This window comes from Streptomyces sp. NBC_01549, assembly GCF_026339955.1.
Taxonomy (GTDB): domain Bacteria; phylum Actinomycetota; class Actinomycetes; order Streptomycetales; family Streptomycetaceae; genus Streptomyces.
Genome location: NZ_JAPEPW010000001.1, coordinates 7,163,703 through 7,177,904, shown reverse-complemented (window position 1 = coordinate 7,177,904; position 14,202 = coordinate 7,163,703). Strand labels below are relative to the sequence as shown.

Annotated in this window: 14 protein-coding genes and 1 pseudogene; 8 read left to right on the top strand and 7 right to left on the bottom strand. The window is 68.6% G+C overall.

Annotated elements, in window-relative coordinates; all coding sequences use genetic code 11:
* Positions 1-21: 21 nt before the first annotated feature.
* On the bottom strand, positions 22-645 hold the full coding sequence (locus tag OG819_RS32090; RefSeq protein ID WP_266621856.1) for a TetR/AcrR family transcriptional regulator: 624 nt from the start codon (positions 643-645) through the stop codon (positions 22-24).
* Positions 646-760: 115 nt separating this feature from the next.
* Between OG819_RS32090 and OG819_RS32085 the strand changes: the two are divergent.
* A pseudogene (locus OG819_RS32085) lies at positions 761-853 on the top strand (hypothetical protein); the annotation flags it as partial.
* 31 nt (positions 854-884) lie between these two features.
* Here the strand turns inward: OG819_RS32085 and OG819_RS32080 are convergent.
* The gene (locus tag OG819_RS32080; RefSeq protein ID WP_266652061.1) at positions 885-1,865 is read right to left on the bottom strand and encodes a DsbA family protein; all 981 of its coding nucleotides are present in this window, start codon (positions 1,863-1,865) and stop codon (positions 885-887) included.
* A 211-nt stretch (positions 1,866-2,076) separates the two neighbouring features.
* Here OG819_RS32080 and OG819_RS32075 point away from each other — a divergent pair, with 211 nt between their 5' ends.
* Positions 2,077-4,791 (top strand): tetratricopeptide repeat protein, encoded by a 2,715-nt coding sequence (locus OG819_RS32075; protein WP_266652059.1) that lies wholly within the window; start codon positions 2,077-2,079, stop codon positions 4,789-4,791.
* Positions 4,792-4,867: 76 nt separating this feature from the next.
* Here the strand turns inward: OG819_RS32075 and OG819_RS32070 are convergent, their stop codons facing one another.
* Together OG819_RS32070 and OG819_RS32065 are read right to left on the bottom strand one after the other, a co-directional pair.
* Positions 4,868-5,485, bottom strand: a complete 618-nt coding sequence (locus OG819_RS32070) for a hypothetical protein (RefSeq protein ID WP_266652057.1) — start codon at positions 5,483-5,485, stop codon at positions 4,868-4,870.
* 21 nt (positions 5,486-5,506) lie between these two features.
* Positions 5,507-6,280, bottom strand: coding sequence for a flavin reductase (locus OG819_RS32065; RefSeq protein WP_266652055.1), 774 nt, complete (start codon positions 6,278-6,280; stop codon positions 5,507-5,509).
* A gap of 241 nt (positions 6,281-6,521) precedes the next feature.
* On the opposite strand from OG819_RS32065, the gene OG819_RS32060 reads away from it, so the two are divergent.
* Positions 6,522-6,872, top strand: coding sequence for a VOC family protein (locus OG819_RS32060; protein ID WP_266418210.1), 351 nt, complete (start codon positions 6,522-6,524; stop codon positions 6,870-6,872).
* 156 nt (positions 6,873-7,028) lie between these two features.
* On the opposite strand, the gene OG819_RS32055 is transcribed toward OG819_RS32060, so the two are convergent.
* Positions 7,029-7,970, bottom strand: coding sequence for an LAETG motif-containing sortase-dependent surface protein (locus tag OG819_RS32055; RefSeq protein ID WP_266652053.1), 942 nt, complete (start codon positions 7,968-7,970; stop codon positions 7,029-7,031).
* A gap of 424 nt (positions 7,971-8,394) precedes the next feature.
* Here OG819_RS32055 and OG819_RS32050 point away from each other — a divergent pair, with 424 nt between their 5' ends.
* The gene (locus OG819_RS32050) at positions 8,395-9,069 is read left to right on the top strand and encodes a TetR family transcriptional regulator (protein WP_266652900.1); all 675 of its coding nucleotides are present in this window, start codon (positions 8,395-8,397) and stop codon (positions 9,067-9,069) included.
* Between the two features lie 168 nt (positions 9,070-9,237).
* A complete protein-coding gene (locus OG819_RS32045; RefSeq protein ID WP_266652898.1) occupies positions 9,238-9,630 on the top strand; it encodes an OB-fold domain-containing protein in 393 nt (130 codons plus the stop codon).
* Positions 9,631-9,692: 62 nt separating this feature from the next.
* Here the strand turns inward: OG819_RS32045 and OG819_RS32040 are convergent, their stop codons facing one another.
* Together OG819_RS32040 and OG819_RS32035 are read right to left on the bottom strand one after the other, a co-directional pair.
* Positions 9,693-10,499 (bottom strand): pectate lyase, encoded by an 807-nt coding sequence (locus tag OG819_RS32040; protein WP_266652051.1) that lies wholly within the window; start codon positions 10,497-10,499, stop codon positions 9,693-9,695.
* A gap of 32 nt (positions 10,500-10,531) precedes the next feature.
* Positions 10,532-11,512, bottom strand: a complete 981-nt coding sequence (locus OG819_RS32035; protein WP_266652049.1) for a polysaccharide lyase family 1 protein — start codon at positions 11,510-11,512, stop codon at positions 10,532-10,534.
* A gap of 400 nt (positions 11,513-11,912) precedes the next feature.
* Between OG819_RS32035 and OG819_RS32030 the strand changes: the two genes are divergently transcribed.
* Genes OG819_RS32030 through sigJ form a run of 3 tightly spaced genes read left to right on the top strand, consistent with a single transcriptional unit; the run spans position 11,913 to position 14,132 of the window.
* Positions 11,913-12,338 carry a hypothetical protein gene (locus OG819_RS32030; RefSeq protein WP_266652047.1) on the top strand — a complete coding sequence of 142 codons (426 nt, stop codon included), beginning with the start codon at positions 11,913-11,915 and terminating at the stop codon, positions 12,336-12,338.
* Complete coding sequence (locus tag OG819_RS32025; protein ID WP_266652045.1) at positions 12,335-13,189, top strand: NAD(P)H-binding protein; 855 nt, start codon at positions 12,335-12,337, stop codon at positions 13,187-13,189. Before OG819_RS32030 ends, OG819_RS32025 begins: the two co-directional genes overlap by 4 nt.
* 7 nt (positions 13,190-13,196) lie before the next feature.
* Positions 13,197-14,132: an RNA polymerase sigma factor SigJ gene (gene sigJ / locus OG819_RS32020; RefSeq protein WP_266652040.1), complete on the top strand. Its 936-nt coding sequence runs from the start codon at positions 13,197-13,199 to the stop codon at positions 14,130-14,132.
* The last annotated feature ends 70 nt before the right edge of the window (positions 14,133-14,202 follow it).

Below are 14,202 nucleotides of genomic sequence, written 5' to 3'. Positions count from 1 at the left end.
GGGTGCGCGGACGCGTCGATGTCATTCCCGTCCACGGATCAAGGACCAGGCGAGATGCGAGAGATGCTCGACGGCCGTCGATCCGTCCGGACCGCCCGCACCGTCGAAGCTGCCCTGCGCCCACTGCGTGATGAGCGCGATCAGCCCACCGCTCACGTATTGGGCACGCACCTGGAGGACCGCCTCGTTCGCCTTCTCCGGGTCGGCGTCGGCCGTGAGTTGCTCGAACCACGCCTGGGCGAGCCGACGATGCAGGCGGGCGACGAAGCGGGGGCTGCCGTCCTCCCCCAACATGCGCCCGTAGAGGGCGCGGTGACGGTCGACGTGGGTGAACAGCTTGACGAGATGTCCGGGCGCGGGGTCCCTCTCCGAGGTCGGGAACCCTCCTGCTGCGGCCAGCCGGCAGGCGCGCACCGCGTCGACGATGTCGCTCATGGTGCTGTCGGTCGCATCGAGGAGGAGGTCCTCCCGGTCCTTGTAGTGGAGGTACACCGTCGCGCGGTTCACCTCGGCCCGCTCCGCGATCTCCGCCATGGTGACGGTCTCCAGGTCGCGCTCCGTCGACAGTTCCAGGACAGCCGCACGTAGCTGCGCTCTTGTCCGGCGGGCGCGGGGGTCCCGTGAGGCACCACGTGTGTTCGACATGTTCTGCATGGCAAGCAGTTTCCACGACCCCCGCCGCAAAAGCAACGCGTGTCATCTAAGCAACAGGCGTCGTATAGCCGCGTCGGGGCGGAGTACTGGCAGGCGTGCACTCCTTCGGCGTGCGCTGAAGCAGGCCGGCCTGACGGCGGACAGCATCGACGCCGTGGAGATCAACGAGGCCTTCGCTCCCGTCGTCCTCGCCGCGCCTGCGCACGTCGTCTCCTCTCCCCGCGCTCAAGTCAGCGTCCGTACACGGGATTCATGGCGGCCGCTATCCGAAGATGTACGGCCGCGTCATCGCCCCTCCCCTGCCTTTCCAGTACCCGTCCGAGCAGCAGACGGGCGTAGGAGTCGTCGGGCGACTCGGCAACCAGTTGCTCCAGCGCTGTTTCGGCCCTGCCCAGTTGAGCGGAATGAAAGTACGCACGCGCGGCCAGCAGACGCACACCCCGGTCATCCGCCTGCTCGTCGAGGAGTGGGCGGAGCATGAAGAGGCAGCCCAGCGGATCGCCGAGATCCAGCAGTGCCTCGGACTGCCGGAAGCGGCTCACCTCCGCGGGAAGGCTCCTTTCCGTCCTGCCTTCGCTGTCGCGCAGGAATTCCGCGATGCCCTCTGTCGGCTGAGCCCCGGTCAGGGACCGGCCCGCCACCACGAAGGTCGGCGACGACTTGACCCCCATGGCCTTTCCACGCAGAAGCAGTTCCCGCACCCGCTCGTCGCCCGCGTCCCCAGCGAGCAGTTCGACGGCCTGCGGGACGCCGGCCCGCCGGGCGATGTCGGCAAGAACCTCGTGAGAGCTGATGTCCCGAGCCTCGATGAAGTGGGCCCGCAACAGGCCTTCCGCCGCCACGTCCTGGGCACGAGCACCGCCGAGCTCACGAGCGAGAGCCAGCAGCCGGTGGGCGTCAAGACTGCTCGCCCGCCAGGCCGCCCCCCATCGGGGCCCCAGCCCTTCATCAGCGGCGATACGCGAGACCCGTACCCGGTTCTCCGCGGGCGTCATTCCCGGAGCGCACTGCCGCAAGGCCCCATCGACCAAGGGGTCATGGAGCTCGCCCGCGAGCGGCACCGCACGGGCCGGAGCCGCCGGATCGATACGGAAGGGTCGCCAAACCACCCCCACGGGCTCCCCCTGCCGGCCCGAGAGCGCCCTCTCCAGTCGACGCTTCCCGATGTAGGCCCACGCACAGACGACATCCGCCCAGACTTCGACTCTCATGCACGCACAGTATGCAACGCACGTCGCTTAAGCAACACGCGTCGAATATGTCTCGGCCCTCATCCACTTCGCCGCACGGCACCCGCCGCATCGCCGCATCGCCGCCCGGACGATCCTTGCGATGGCGGTTGTCCGGGCATGCCTGGGTGGGACAGAGGGCAGCACACACGCGGGACGTCGGCCCGGGGTTCCCATCCATCGGAGGCGGTGCATGACGCTGGAAGAGCTGATCGCGGCGGCCGTGTCGCTGACCGTGCTGTACGCGAAGAAGATTGCCGCTGGTCTGGCCGACCGGGCAGCAAAGGGTACGGAGCAGGCGGCAGCGGAACATCTGGGCAGGCTGCGGGCTTGGATGGTCACACGGCTGCACGGGCACGGCGCCGAGTCAGCTGTCGAACAGCTTGGCGTGTCCCCGGTAGCCCGCGGGCTGGTCCGGCAGCAGCTGGCGGAAGCACTTCACGCGGACCCCCGCGCCGCAGGGGAACTCGAGGCCCTCGTTGTGCCGGCCAGGGCCGCCGTGCTGAACGGCGGCTTTCTGTCTCCCGCCGCCCAACTCCCCGTGCCCCGTCAACTTCCTCCCGTGCCAGGGGATTTCACCGGTCGTGACAGGGAGCGGCACCTGCTGGAAGCGGAGCTGAGTTCACCCTCGGGGAGCAGGGTCTGTCTGATACACGGTCCGGGCGGGATCGGCAAAACGGTCACGGCGTTGCAGGTCGCCCATCGTCTGGCGGCGGTATTCCCCGATGGTCAGCTCTTCGCCGACCTCCGCGGAGCCGATCCGGTCCCGGCAGCACCTGACGAGGTGCTGAGCACCTTTCTGCGATCCCTGGGCGTGTCCCCGGAGGCGATCCCGGACACTCCTGAGGGACGAACCGGCTTGTTCCGTTCCGAGTTGGCCGCACGGCGCGTTCTGCTCCTGCTGGACAATGCCGCGGACGAAGAGCAGGTTCGGCCACTGCTGCCAGGAACCGGGCAGTGCGCCACGCTGATCACCAGCCGTACGCCCCTGGCAGTGCTCGCTGTCACGCAACGCACCCTGCTGGCGGCCCTCACCGAGCAAGAGGCCTGGGACCTGCTGGGCCGGATCTGCGGGACGGAACGGATCGCTGCCGAAGCCGATGCCGGCCGGGAGGTCATCCGGCTGTGCGGAGGCCTTCCGCTCGCGCTCCGCGTCGCAGGAGCTCGCCTGGCGGCGTTCCCCACCCGTCCGGTCAGCCGACTCACCCGCGATCTCACCGACGAGCGTGGTCGCTTGGATGTGATGAGTTTCGGCGACGCCACCGTGCGCTCGGTGTTCCAGACCAGTTACCAGGCATGTTCCGCTCAACAACAGCAGGCGTTTCGCCTGCTGTCCGCGCTGGAGACACCCAGTCTGCCCGCATGGGCCCTGGCACCACTGCTGGGCGTCGATTCCGCCACTGCCGCCGCCTGCCTCGACCGGCTCCTGCTCATCCACCTCGTAGAGGCCCACCAGCCCGAGGCGGGGAGCGAGCGGATCGTCCTGCACGACCTCGCCCGCCTGTTCTCACGGGAGTTGTCCACCCAGCGGCCGCAGGCCGAGGCCGACGCTGCCGTTCAACGCCTCTTGGGGGCTTATCTGGCCGCCGCGGACACGGCCGACGCCGCTCTGCGCCCCGCCGGGCGGCGGCATACCGGGCGCAACGGCGCGACCCGGTATCCGCCGCCGTCGGGTGCGCTGCCAGACACTGCCACAGATGCGATCAGGTGGTTCGACGTTGAGCGCGGTGTCCTGCTGGCGGCAGTGAAACATGCTCACGCGGCCGGCTGGTGGGACCTGTGCTGGGAGATCACGGACGCCATGAGTGTCTCCCTGGAACACCAGTGGCGCTGGCAGGAAAGCCGGCAGGCCCATCTGCTCGCTCTGGACGCGGCCGGTCGACTGGCGGACGGCGGAGCACGAGCCGCCTTGCTCCGCAACATGGGAGAGGCCCTGCGCGACGGGGGAACCGATCTTCAAGGGGCCGAAAGCTGCTTCACCGAAGCGATCGGCCTCTTCCGCGACCTGGGCGACGACTACGGACTGAGCGACGCCCTGGGCAACTTGGCCATCCTGCGGCGTCAGCAGGGCCGGCTGAGGGAGAGTGCCGACGGCCTGGCCACCGCCGAGGACATCTTCCGCTCCCTCCCCCTGGAGCGCGGGCTGGCCTGGACCCTGCGTGAACAGGCCGTCATCGGCCGCCACCGCGGCGAGTACGCGTCGGCGCTCGGCAAACTCGACCGAGCCGCGGCTCTGTTCACCGCGAACGACGAGCCCCGTGGAGTGGCTTGGGTGCTGCGCACCCGAGCCGATACCGAGGCCGAGAGCATCACGCGCGGCTGCCCCCTGCCCCGCCGCTGGTACGACGGCCCATGGCCCGGGCAGCTCCCCGCCCGCCCTACGGACGATCCGCTCTGGGCACAAGCCCGCGCCCACTACGCGGACGCCGAGCTGATCATGGAAGAAGTAGGCGACCACCGCGCTCGCACCTGGGCCTTCCTCGGCCGGGCCGAGATGGCCCTGCACGACGGCGACCGCCGGACGGCCACCGGCCTCGTCCAACAGGCACGCCTGCGATCCGAGTCGCACTCCGATCACCGTGCCCTGGGCCGGGCGTTGACGGTGCGGGCCTTGCTCCGTGCGGAGGAAAAGAACCTCGACGAGGCAATCTCTCTCGCCGAATCAGCCGTCTCCATCCACCGGCACCTGCTGCCGGACCAGGTCGGCGAAGCCGTCGCCGCCCTCCGGCTCGCCCGCCTCTACGGTGCCGCACAGCGCCACCGGAACCTGCTCACCACACTCGAACGGGCCCATACCCTCTACCAGGCAACCGAGATGCCCTTCCCACAAGCCCCGGCCGATGTCCTGCTGGAAGCCCTGGCCCAACCGATACCGAAGCCTCCCCGACATCGGTTCCGGCTCTTCTGAGCCGACCAGGAGTCACTTCGTCACGGCCGCACACACGGGGCTGCCGGATGACATCCGCCCAGCCGCGTACTTGCGTTCATCCGCATGTGCCTTCAAGGGGCGGGGGGCCGCCTTGGTCTACGTCATCTCCCCGCTCGCCGACTTCGTGGGCGGACGACCGGAGCAAGGACATCCTCATGCTCAGGCGTTGCTCCTCGGTGTCCAGATGGCGTTGTACCCGGCGCACCACGTTGTCATCGATCAGGGCTTGGTTGCGCAGGTCGTTCAGTGCGGCGCGCTTGACGTCGAGGAGCGCGGCCTCGAGCACATATATGGTGCTGATCTGACGCTCGCGGCACAGTGCTTGGTCGTGGGTTCGGTCCGAAGCGGGTGCGGCCTGTTTGCGCAGGTCCTTGGCGATGTGGGCCATGATCGCCTCGGGCACGGGGAACCGGTCGGCCAGGGCCGGCAGCTCTACCAGCGCGGTGTGCGCCAGTTGACGTACGGCGAGTGCCTCCTCCGCTGCCTCGTCGGCGTCTTCGGTGAATCGCGCGCCGCGCACGACTGCTGGGAGGGCCGGGCCGAGTACGGCGAGGGTGACGGTGATGACCACCACGGTGATGAAGATGACCGCGTCGCGCTGCGCCAGGGGTTGTCCATCGGCCGTTGTCGCGGGGATCGACAGTGCTGCGGCGAGGGAGATCGCTCCGCGCATCCCGGCCCACGCCAGTGGCAGTCACTGTCGTGCGCCGATGCGGCGTTGACGTTGCTGCCTGCGGCGGTCCACCAGGCGGATCAGGTAGGGGACCGTGTAGAACCATGCGACGCGGGCGGCGATGACGGTCGCGCTGACCGCGGCAGCAATCATGGTCGCCTGAAGCAGCAAGATGGAGGCCAGCGCGCGGACGGCGGCGGGCGTCTGGATGCCGACCAGGACGAACAGTGCACCGTTAAGCAGGAACGCGGTGCCTTCCCAGAAGGCGGTGGCCTCCAAACGGGCGTCGGAACGGATGAGTCCGGGTCCTACGCGGCTGGTGACCAGTGCGCAGGTGACCACGGCCAGGACGCCCGAGACGTGCAGGGCTTCGGCGGGCAGGAAGGCGACGAACGGAGTGGCGACGCTCAGGTTGTACGCGCCGACCAGGGTGGTGTCGGCGACCTTGCATTCGATGTTCGCGAAACACTCGGCGGTCAGCGGTGCTTCGACCTGCTGTGCGGCCAGCGGGGTCAGGTCGAACTCCTGGAACTTGTCCACGTCCTGGCCCGAGCAGTTGCCGATGCCGACCGTGGTCTCGGCAAGTTCGCTGCCGGGGATGGAGATCACGCATTCCCCGGTATCCCGCAGCGCGGTGTAGCTGTGGTCCCACGGTCCGATGGTGCAGCCGATCAGCGGCGGGGCGTGGCGGATCATCATGTTGAACCCGTTGGTCATCACGTTCGGGATGCCACGGTGCTGTGTGGTCACCAGGATTACCGGGCCGGGCTCGATCAGTCGGTGGACCTGATCCAAGGGGTGTTCCTGCGCTGTTTCGGAGAATGTACGGGGTGGTGTCCTCGGCCTTTTGCCCGTCCAGTCTGGCCAGATGATCGGTGGTTGTAAGGCCCGGAGTTTTCCTAGGTGCGCGAGGACCAGGCTGCGCGCACCGGTGTTCCTGCTCGCCCCGCGGTGCCGGTCGACCGGTAACGAACCGCAACACTCGGTGTGACGGCGCAGCGCCGCGCTGTCCGTGTCAGGACCTACCCTGGACCGCATGATCAATGGTGGCCACGTCATCATCTACAGCCGTGACGCGGAAGCGGACCGGGTCTTCTTCAGGGACGTTCTGGAGTATCCGCATGTCGACGTGGGAGGTGGCTGGCTGATCTTCAAACTTCCGCCGACCGAGATCGCCGTGCATCCCACGGACGGCCCGGAGACGCAGGAGCTCTATCTGATGTGCGACGACGTCGACGCGACCGTGGAAAGCCTGGCCGCGAAGGGAGTGGAGTTCACGCAGCCGGTCACCGATGCGCGCTGGGGGCGGCTGACCAGGTTCCGTCTGCCTGGTGGCGGCGAGGTGGGCTTGTACGAGCCCCGCCACGAACGGGCCACCGACCTGTGACAGGACATCAATCTGAATCACACAACGGGCCCCGTCACTCACGTACTCGGTGAGTGACGGGGCCCGTCGAAGCATCATCGAAATCCGATGACTCCAGCCGTCAGACGACAGATGACAAATGACAGATTTCAGATGTCAGACGCCAGATGTCAGACGTCAGGAGCTGATGCGCGTCGAACGTCGGCGCCGGGAGACCACGGTGATCGCTCCGCCGGCCACGAGAAGGGCCGCGGCACCGGCGGCGATCGGCAGGGCGTTGCCACCGCCCGTCTCCGCGAGGTCGCCGGGCGGGGTCGACTGGCCGCCGTTGGGCGAGGGAGCCGGCGGCGTGGTCGAGTCGGAGGCCGACGGGGTGGCCGGCGTCGTCTCCGGGGTCGACGGCTTGTCGGGCGTCGTCGGGGTCGGGCTGCCCGGAGTCTCCGCGGGCGGCGTGGCGGCGGGCGGAGTCGAGGCCGGCGGAGTCGTCTCCGGCGTGCTCGGCGGCTGCGCCGTGCAGTCGTTCTTGCCGCCGTTCCACGCCATGATCAGCTTGTCCTTGATGACCGCGCGGTCCGGACCCTTGGGCAGGTCGCCGTGCTCGAAGCCGTCGTTGGCGTCGAACTTGCCGTCGAACTTCACAGCGCCACGGTAGAGGTCGATCTGCGCGTAGCAGCCGGCGTCGGGCACCGCGATGTCGAGGGAGTCGGTCTCGCCCGGCTTGACCTTGACGCTGTCGAAGTCGTGGAAGACCTGCTCACCGGAGGTCTTGAAGGTGGCTCCGTGGGTGCGGTACGCCGCGAGCGAGGCGGTGCAGGACCCGGCGTCGCCCGCCGCGCGCACCTTGATGTGCACCTTGCCGTCCTCGGTGGGCTTCAGGTTCTGGTCGTCGACGCGGACCGAGTCGTAGAAGTTCGTCCCGTCCACGGAGAACTCGCAGCGATCCGCCGCGGTCACCGTACCAGCGCCCTGACCGGGCTTGTAGGCGCCCTTGCCGCTGTCCCAGCCGTCGCCACCGGGGGTACCCGTGGCCCAGGCGCTGGTGGTGGCCGCGGAGAGGGCGAGGGCCGCCACACCCGTCCCCAGCAAGCAACGAAGGGTGACACGTCTCGCTATGGACATGCAGATCCCATCTTGATGAATCCAAGACCCGGTCGTCGGCGACAGGGCAGCGCACAGCAGCCGGGGGCCGCACCGGGGATGAGTGGTCGAAGAAACACTGGGCCCACTGGTCACATGGGCCACAGCTCGACCACATAGTCGATCACCGCGCAGAGGCTGTCAACTTCGCTGAAAACACGACGAGTTCACGCACCATCACATTTCCGACACACGAGGAATCAGTTATTCCGCGGCGACCGGACGGCGGCCGGCCGGCCCTCAGCCGCGCGCGGCAGGATCGGCGACCAGCGCCTTCACCGGGGGCACTCAGTTCCCTCGATCATGCGCACTGAGTGCCATCCTCGATGCGCGATGCTAGGTTCCGTCCATGAGTGAGGGACCCCGGCGCAGTGACACCGCCGACACGACGACGGCGAAGCCGCCCATGCGGGACGCCCTCGTCGCGGCGGCCTTCCAGCTGTTCCTGGAGCGCGGGTACGAACAGACCACGGTCGACGACATCGTGGCGCTCGCCGGGGTCGGCCGGCGGTCCTTCTTCCGCTACTTCCCGTCCAAGGAGGACGTGGTCTTCCCGGACCACGAGCGCTGCCTGGCCGACATGACGGCGTTCCTGGGCGACGGCACCGGCGAGGAGGAGCCGGTGCGAAAGGTGTGCGACGCCGCCCGGCTGGTCCTGCGCATGTACGCGGAGAACCCGACCTTCTCCGTGCAGCGCTACCGCCTCACCAAGAAGGTCCCCGGCCTGCGCGCGTACGAGTTGTCGGTCGTCTGGCGTTACGAGCGCGCTCTCGCGGAGTATCTGCGCGGCCGTTTCGCCGGCCGGCCCGACGGCACCCTGCAGGCCGACGTGGTCGCGGCGGCAGTGGTCGCCGCGCACAACAACGCCCTGCGCTCCTGGCTGCGTTCGGACGGACAGAGCGATCCGGACACCGCCGTGGACCACGCGCTGGGATACGTGCAGGGCTCGTTCGGCCGCTCCCCCGGGAACGGCGACGCGCCGGCCGAGGAACGGGAGGACGTGGTGATCGTGATCTCCCGACGCGGGGCACCGATGTGGCGCGTCGTACAGGAGATCGAGTCCACCCTCGGCCTGGACTGAGACACCTCGTCCCGCCCGCTTCCCATTTTGAGGGTACCGAGTGCCTTTACGAGTGGCACTCAGTGCCATAACCTGTGGCTCGTGCGCGGTGATCCGGGCACCCCAGACTCCGGCCGAGCGCAGGGAGATGACATCGTGTACCACCCAGGAATCGCCCTTCACCCGGGCATCGGACCCTCGACGGACGTACTCGGTACCGACTCCACGCCGAACGGGACGTCAACATCGGACGCCCTTCTCTTCCAGCGGTGCCGCTGGTGCGGGACGGCGATGCACCACCGCCTTCTCTGCCCGGTCTGCGCGGGCAGTGACCTGCGGACGGAGGCGAGCGCGGGGGCCGGTGTCGTGCGCCATGCCACCGTCGTCCACCGCAACACGCCGGCGGCGCGGAACGTCTCCCTCGTCGAGATGGCGGAGGGATTCACCGTCCGCGGCCGGGTGATGGGCGCGCCCGCCGACGTCCACAGCGGCGACCGGGTCCAACTCTCCACCGCGCAGGATCCGGTGCGCAGCCAGCCGGTGTTCCAGCTCGTCGACGGCCCCTATCGAGGCTGGAGTTGACATGGGACGGCTGAACGAACCGGTGCGCGCCGCCAGTTCGTCCAGCCGCCGGGAGAGAATCCTCAGCCGTACGTGATGTCGGACGTCGCGTACTTGCAGTACGTACTGTCGGGGCCGGTCCCGTTCGTGGTCGGCTCGGCCCCCGTGTTGTTGCCGATGTACTTCTGGCAGGGGATGATCTTCTTGCTGGAATCCCCGACGATCCTGATGGCCTTCAGGGTCGCGCTGTCGCCGTAGTTGGTGTTGATGCCGACAAGCTTGCTTCCCTTGTAGGTGGCCTCGATCCCGTTGAGGTTGATCGCCCGCTTGTACTGCGTCTTGCAGTTGCCGCACGAGCGGACGAACGTACCGAAGGTCTGCACCGCGAAGTTCGAGACGTTCAGCGTTCCGGCACCGTTGAACTGGAACACCTTGTCGCTGGCTTCCTTCGCGCCGCCGCCCGAGACGGTGTAGACGTTGGACGACGAGGACCCCAGGAATGTCGCCGCGTCCTCCCCGACGTCCTCCCACCACACGTTCTGCAGCGTGCAGCTGCCCAGGCAGTGGATGCCGTCCGCGGCGGGGGCGCCGATGATGACGTTCTTCAGAACGGTGCCGGCGGCCAGCTCCAGGATCGGTCCCTGGTCCTCGTCCTGACTGTCGGAGCCCAGGTCACCGGTGCCGTAGAGCCGCTTCATCCCGTAGTCCTTGGTACCGGAGACCGAGATGGTGGCGGAGACCGCCTGGCTGCCGTTCGCGGTGGGCCAGGTGGCGGCACTCGCCGGAGACAGGCCGCCGTCCGCCATGATCATGACAGCCGACAGGCCGAGCGCGGCCAGGGAGCCCGTGAGGGCGCGCCGACGGGCGCGCGGGCGTGCTGATGAGGTCATGTCCCGATTCCTCCTTCTGAGCGTGGGGGCGATCAGAGCTTTCCGGCGCCCGCGCCGGACGTCACCGAGGCGACGACACTCGAGGCGGGCTCGGCGGTGTAGCCGTAGGGAGGGGTGGTGAAGGTGCCCACCTGCGAGATCTCGGTGGCGGCTCCGCCGAGGTCGTTGCCACTCAGGTTGGCGTATCCGTCGACGTCGCTGTCGCGGTTGGTCGTGACGGCGACCGTCGTGGTGCGGAAGACGTTGTTCTCGACGAGCATCTGGGCGCCCATGCGGGAGTGCACGGCGGTGTCGGCCCCGACGACGTAGTTGTCGTAGAAGTGGCCGGTGCCGAAGCGCAGGCTGGGGATGCGGGAGTTGACGTCGTTGAACCAGTTGTGGTGGTACGTCACCCGCAGATGGCCGGTGTCCTCGCTCGCGTTGTTGTCGCTGTGTCCGACGAGCGAGCCCTTGTAGTGGTCCTTGAAGGTGTTCCAGGACACGGTGACGTAGTCGGAGCCGTGATTGATGTCGAGCAGACCGTCGTAGTAGTCCTTTCCGTGATCACGGTCGGACGAGAAGGAGTTGTGGTCGATCCACACCTTCGTCGACGCCTGCACGGTGATGCCGTCGGCCGGCTTGAGCGGCTTGCTGATGTTCAGGTTGCGGACGACGACGTTGGTCACCTTCTTCAGCCGCAGTCCGCCGCCGGTGAAGCCGGACGACGAACCCACGCCGAGAACGGCGGTGTTGGAGCCGATGTCGACCTGGCCGCTGAGCGTGATCAGGCCGTTCACGCGCACCACCTTGGCGGTGTCGCCCGTGACGGCCGCCTTGAAGGCGTCGAGGGTCGAGACGGTGACGGCGGTGGCGACCCCGCCACCGGTGGTCCCGGCACCGAAGCCGACCGGCGAGGTGTCGGCGGCCGAGGCGGACGACGGGAGGACGAGGGCGGCGGTGACGGCCAGGGCGGCCGCGCTGGCCGCGACCAGGGCCGGTCTGCGAGTGCGTGTCGGTGGGGGGCGAGTACGCATGCGGGTGCGTCCTTTCGAGAGTGCGTAGGTCATGTACGCGAACGATGTGCACGATGGCGAACAGCGCGAGGCGTTCGTGACACTCACACCAAGAATCATCAGCTCCAGGGAGTGCGTACATTCCCAGGTGATGCGGCTCGGAGATCTGACGTCTCGCATATGACATGTCAGGCGCGGGTCACGCTGCTGAACGGGAAACGTAAGGGGTAAGCGCTTTCTAGTCAACGCCCCGCGCAGAACACATCCGGTCGACTCCCGCGCCGGACCGCTCACCCGGCGTTCGGATCGCCTGGGTCCTGGGCCGCTGACCGCCATGGCTTCCACACGATGGCCGTCGCCCGACTTCACACGGTCGGGGCAGCCCGCCTCACATTCGAGGGGGCTGTCTCGTCATAGGGGCATGAACTCGAAAATCCGGTACGCCGCTCTCGGCCTCCTGGCCGTGACCGGACTGTACACAGGCCTCTGGGCCTACTGCTCCCCCACGAGCTGGTACGCGAACTTCCCCGGCCTGGGACTGAGCTGGCTGCCCCAGCTGGGCCCCTACAACGAACACCTCGCCAAGGACGCCGGGGCCATGTTCCTGGCCCTGGCCGTCCTGACGGTCATCACCCTGCGTTCCGTGGACAACACCCGGCTGGTGCAGACGACGGGTGCGGTGTGGCTGGTCTTCAACGTGCTGCACTTCAGCTACCACGTCCAGCACCTCGACATGTACAACACACGCGACCAGACCCTCAACGTCGTCTTCCTGGCCGCACTCATCCTGCTGGCGGCCCTGCTGCTGGTACCGGCCCTCCCCGCACGACGGGACCACACACGATGACGTACAACGACAACAGCGGCAACGGCAGTGCCCAGGGTGACAACAGCGACGTGAGCGCAAAGGGGAGGCCCGGCATGCGGCTGGCGGTGGCAGGCGGGACCGGACTCGTGGGACGGTACGTGGTCGAGGAACTGACCGCGGCCGGGCACCACCCGGTGGTGCTGGCCCGCTCCACGGGAGTGGACCTCGTGACCGGCACCGGACTCGACGCGGCCCTGGCAGGCGCGGAAGCGGTCATCGACGTCAGCAACGTGACCACCACGAGCGGCAAGAAGGCCATCGCGTTCTTCGACCGGGTCGCCCACACCCTCCTGGACGCCGGTGAACAGGCCGGGGTCCGCCACCACGTCCTGCTGTCGATCGTCGGCATCGACCGGGTCGGCCTCGGCTACTACCAGGGAAAACTGCGCCATGAGAACGTACTCAAGAGCGGGCGGACGCCGTGGACGGTGCTGCGAGCCACCCAGTTCCACGAGTTCGCCCAGCAGACCCTCGACCGCGTCCCGGGACCCCTCGCGGTGGTGCCCCGGATGCGGAGCCAGCCCGTCGCCGCCCGCGAGGTCGCCCAGCACCTCGTACAACTGGCCCAGGCCCCCGCGCAGGGCATGGCACCCGAACTCGCCGGACCGCGTGTCGAACAGCTCGTCGACATGACGGGCCGGCTGCTGCGGGCCCGGCACCAGCACCGGCTGCTGCTGCCCGTGAAGATGCCCGGCGCCACCGGCACCGCCATGACCGGCGACGGCCTGCTCCCCACCGGCCCCGGTCCCCGCGGCAGCCAGACCTTCGACGAATGGCTCACCCAGCTCGTCACCCAGCACTCCGGCAAGCACGCCGTCCAGGGAGGATGACGGACCCGTGTCCACGACCCCGGAACCGGCCCACGACCCTACCCTCGGCTCCCTCCTGACCGAGCGCCGTCGGCTGCTCAACCTCGGCTACCGCATGCTCGGTTCCGTGCAGGACGCCGAGGACGTGGTCCAGGAGACCTACGCCCGCTGGTACAGCCTGTCCGAGGAGGGGCAGCAGGGGATCGACGCGCCGCTGGCGTGGCTGACCCGGGTCGCCTCCCGGATCTGCCTCGACCACCTCGCCTCGGCACGCGTCCGCCGCGAGCGCTACACCGGTGAATGGCTGCCCGAGCCCATCCGGCACAGTGCCACGTGGACCAGCACCGGCGCCGACGAGGGCGGCGGCGATCCGGCCGACCGGATCACCCTCGACGAGTCGGTCAGCATGGGGATGCTGGTGGTCCTGGAGTCGTTCACTCCGGCGGAACGCGTCGCCTTCGTCCTCCACGACGTCTTCGGCATGCCCTTCACCGAGATCGCCGACACCGTGGGCCGCACCCCGGCCGCCTGCTGTCAACTCGCCTCCTCCGCCCGCCGGCGCATCGCCGACCAGCGCCCCGGCGGCAGCACCGCACCGGAACACCGGCAGATCGTCACCGCGTTCCGCCAGGCCTGCGAGAGCGGCGACCTCGACACCCTCGTCACCCTGCTCGACCCCGATGTCGAGTCGCGCAGCGACGGAGGCGGCAAGGTCCGCGCGGCCCTGCGCCCGGTCATCGGCCGGGACAAGGTCGCCCGCCTCGTCCTCGGCCTCATGCGCAACGCATCCGAGTTCGAGCTCGTCGAGGAGGACGTCAACGGCGCCCCCGGCATCACCGTCCGCATCGCCGGCACCACCATCGCCGTCCTCGCCCTGGACATCCACGACGGGCTGATCAGCGACCTGTGGATGGTCCTCAACCCGGACAAACTCCACGCCTGGACCGGCTACGAAACCCCCTGAGGACCGGATCGGTCACCCGAGGGGCGTGAGCGCGCGCCTGTCACTGGTCATGTGCGTGCACCGCGCACGC

Bases quoted from the DNA above. Each gene is read 5' to 3' on its own strand.
- OG819_RS32070 (WP_266652057.1), bottom strand. From the start codon at position 5,485: ATGCGCGGAGCGATCTCCCTCGCCGCAGCACTGTCGATCCCCGCGACA.
- OG819_RS32030 (WP_266652047.1), top strand. From the start codon at position 11,913: ATGAACTCGAAAATCCGGTACGCCGCTCTCGGCCTCCTGGCCGTGACC.
- OG819_RS32080 (WP_266652061.1), bottom strand. From the start codon at position 1,865: ATGAGAGTCGAAGTCTGGGCGGATGTCGTCTGTGCGTGGGCCTACATC.
- OG819_RS32060 (WP_266418210.1), top strand. From the start codon at position 6,522: ATGATCAATGGTGGCCACGTCATCATCTACAGCCGTGACGCGGAAGCG.
- OG819_RS32075 (WP_266652059.1), top strand. From the start codon at position 2,077: ATGACGCTGGAAGAGCTGATCGCGGCGGCCGTGTCGCTGACCGTGCTG.
- OG819_RS32055 (WP_266652053.1), bottom strand. From the start codon at position 7,970: ATGTCCATAGCGAGACGTGTCACCCTTCGTTGCTTGCTGGGGACGGGT.
- OG819_RS32090 (WP_266621856.1), bottom strand. From the start codon at position 645: ATGTCGAACACACGTGGTGCCTCACGGGACCCCCGCGCCCGCCGGACA.
- OG819_RS32050 (WP_266652900.1), top strand. From the start codon at position 8,395: ATGCGGGACGCCCTCGTCGCGGCGGCCTTCCAGCTGTTCCTGGAGCGC.
- OG819_RS32040 (WP_266652051.1), bottom strand. From the start codon at position 10,499: ATGACCTCATCAGCACGCCCGCGCGCCCGTCGGCGCGCCCTCACGGGC.
- OG819_RS32035 (WP_266652049.1), bottom strand. From the start codon at position 11,512: ATGCGTACTCGCCCCCCACCGACACGCACTCGCAGACCGGCCCTGGTC.
- OG819_RS32025 (WP_266652045.1), top strand. From the start codon at position 12,335: ATGACGTACAACGACAACAGCGGCAACGGCAGTGCCCAGGGTGACAAC.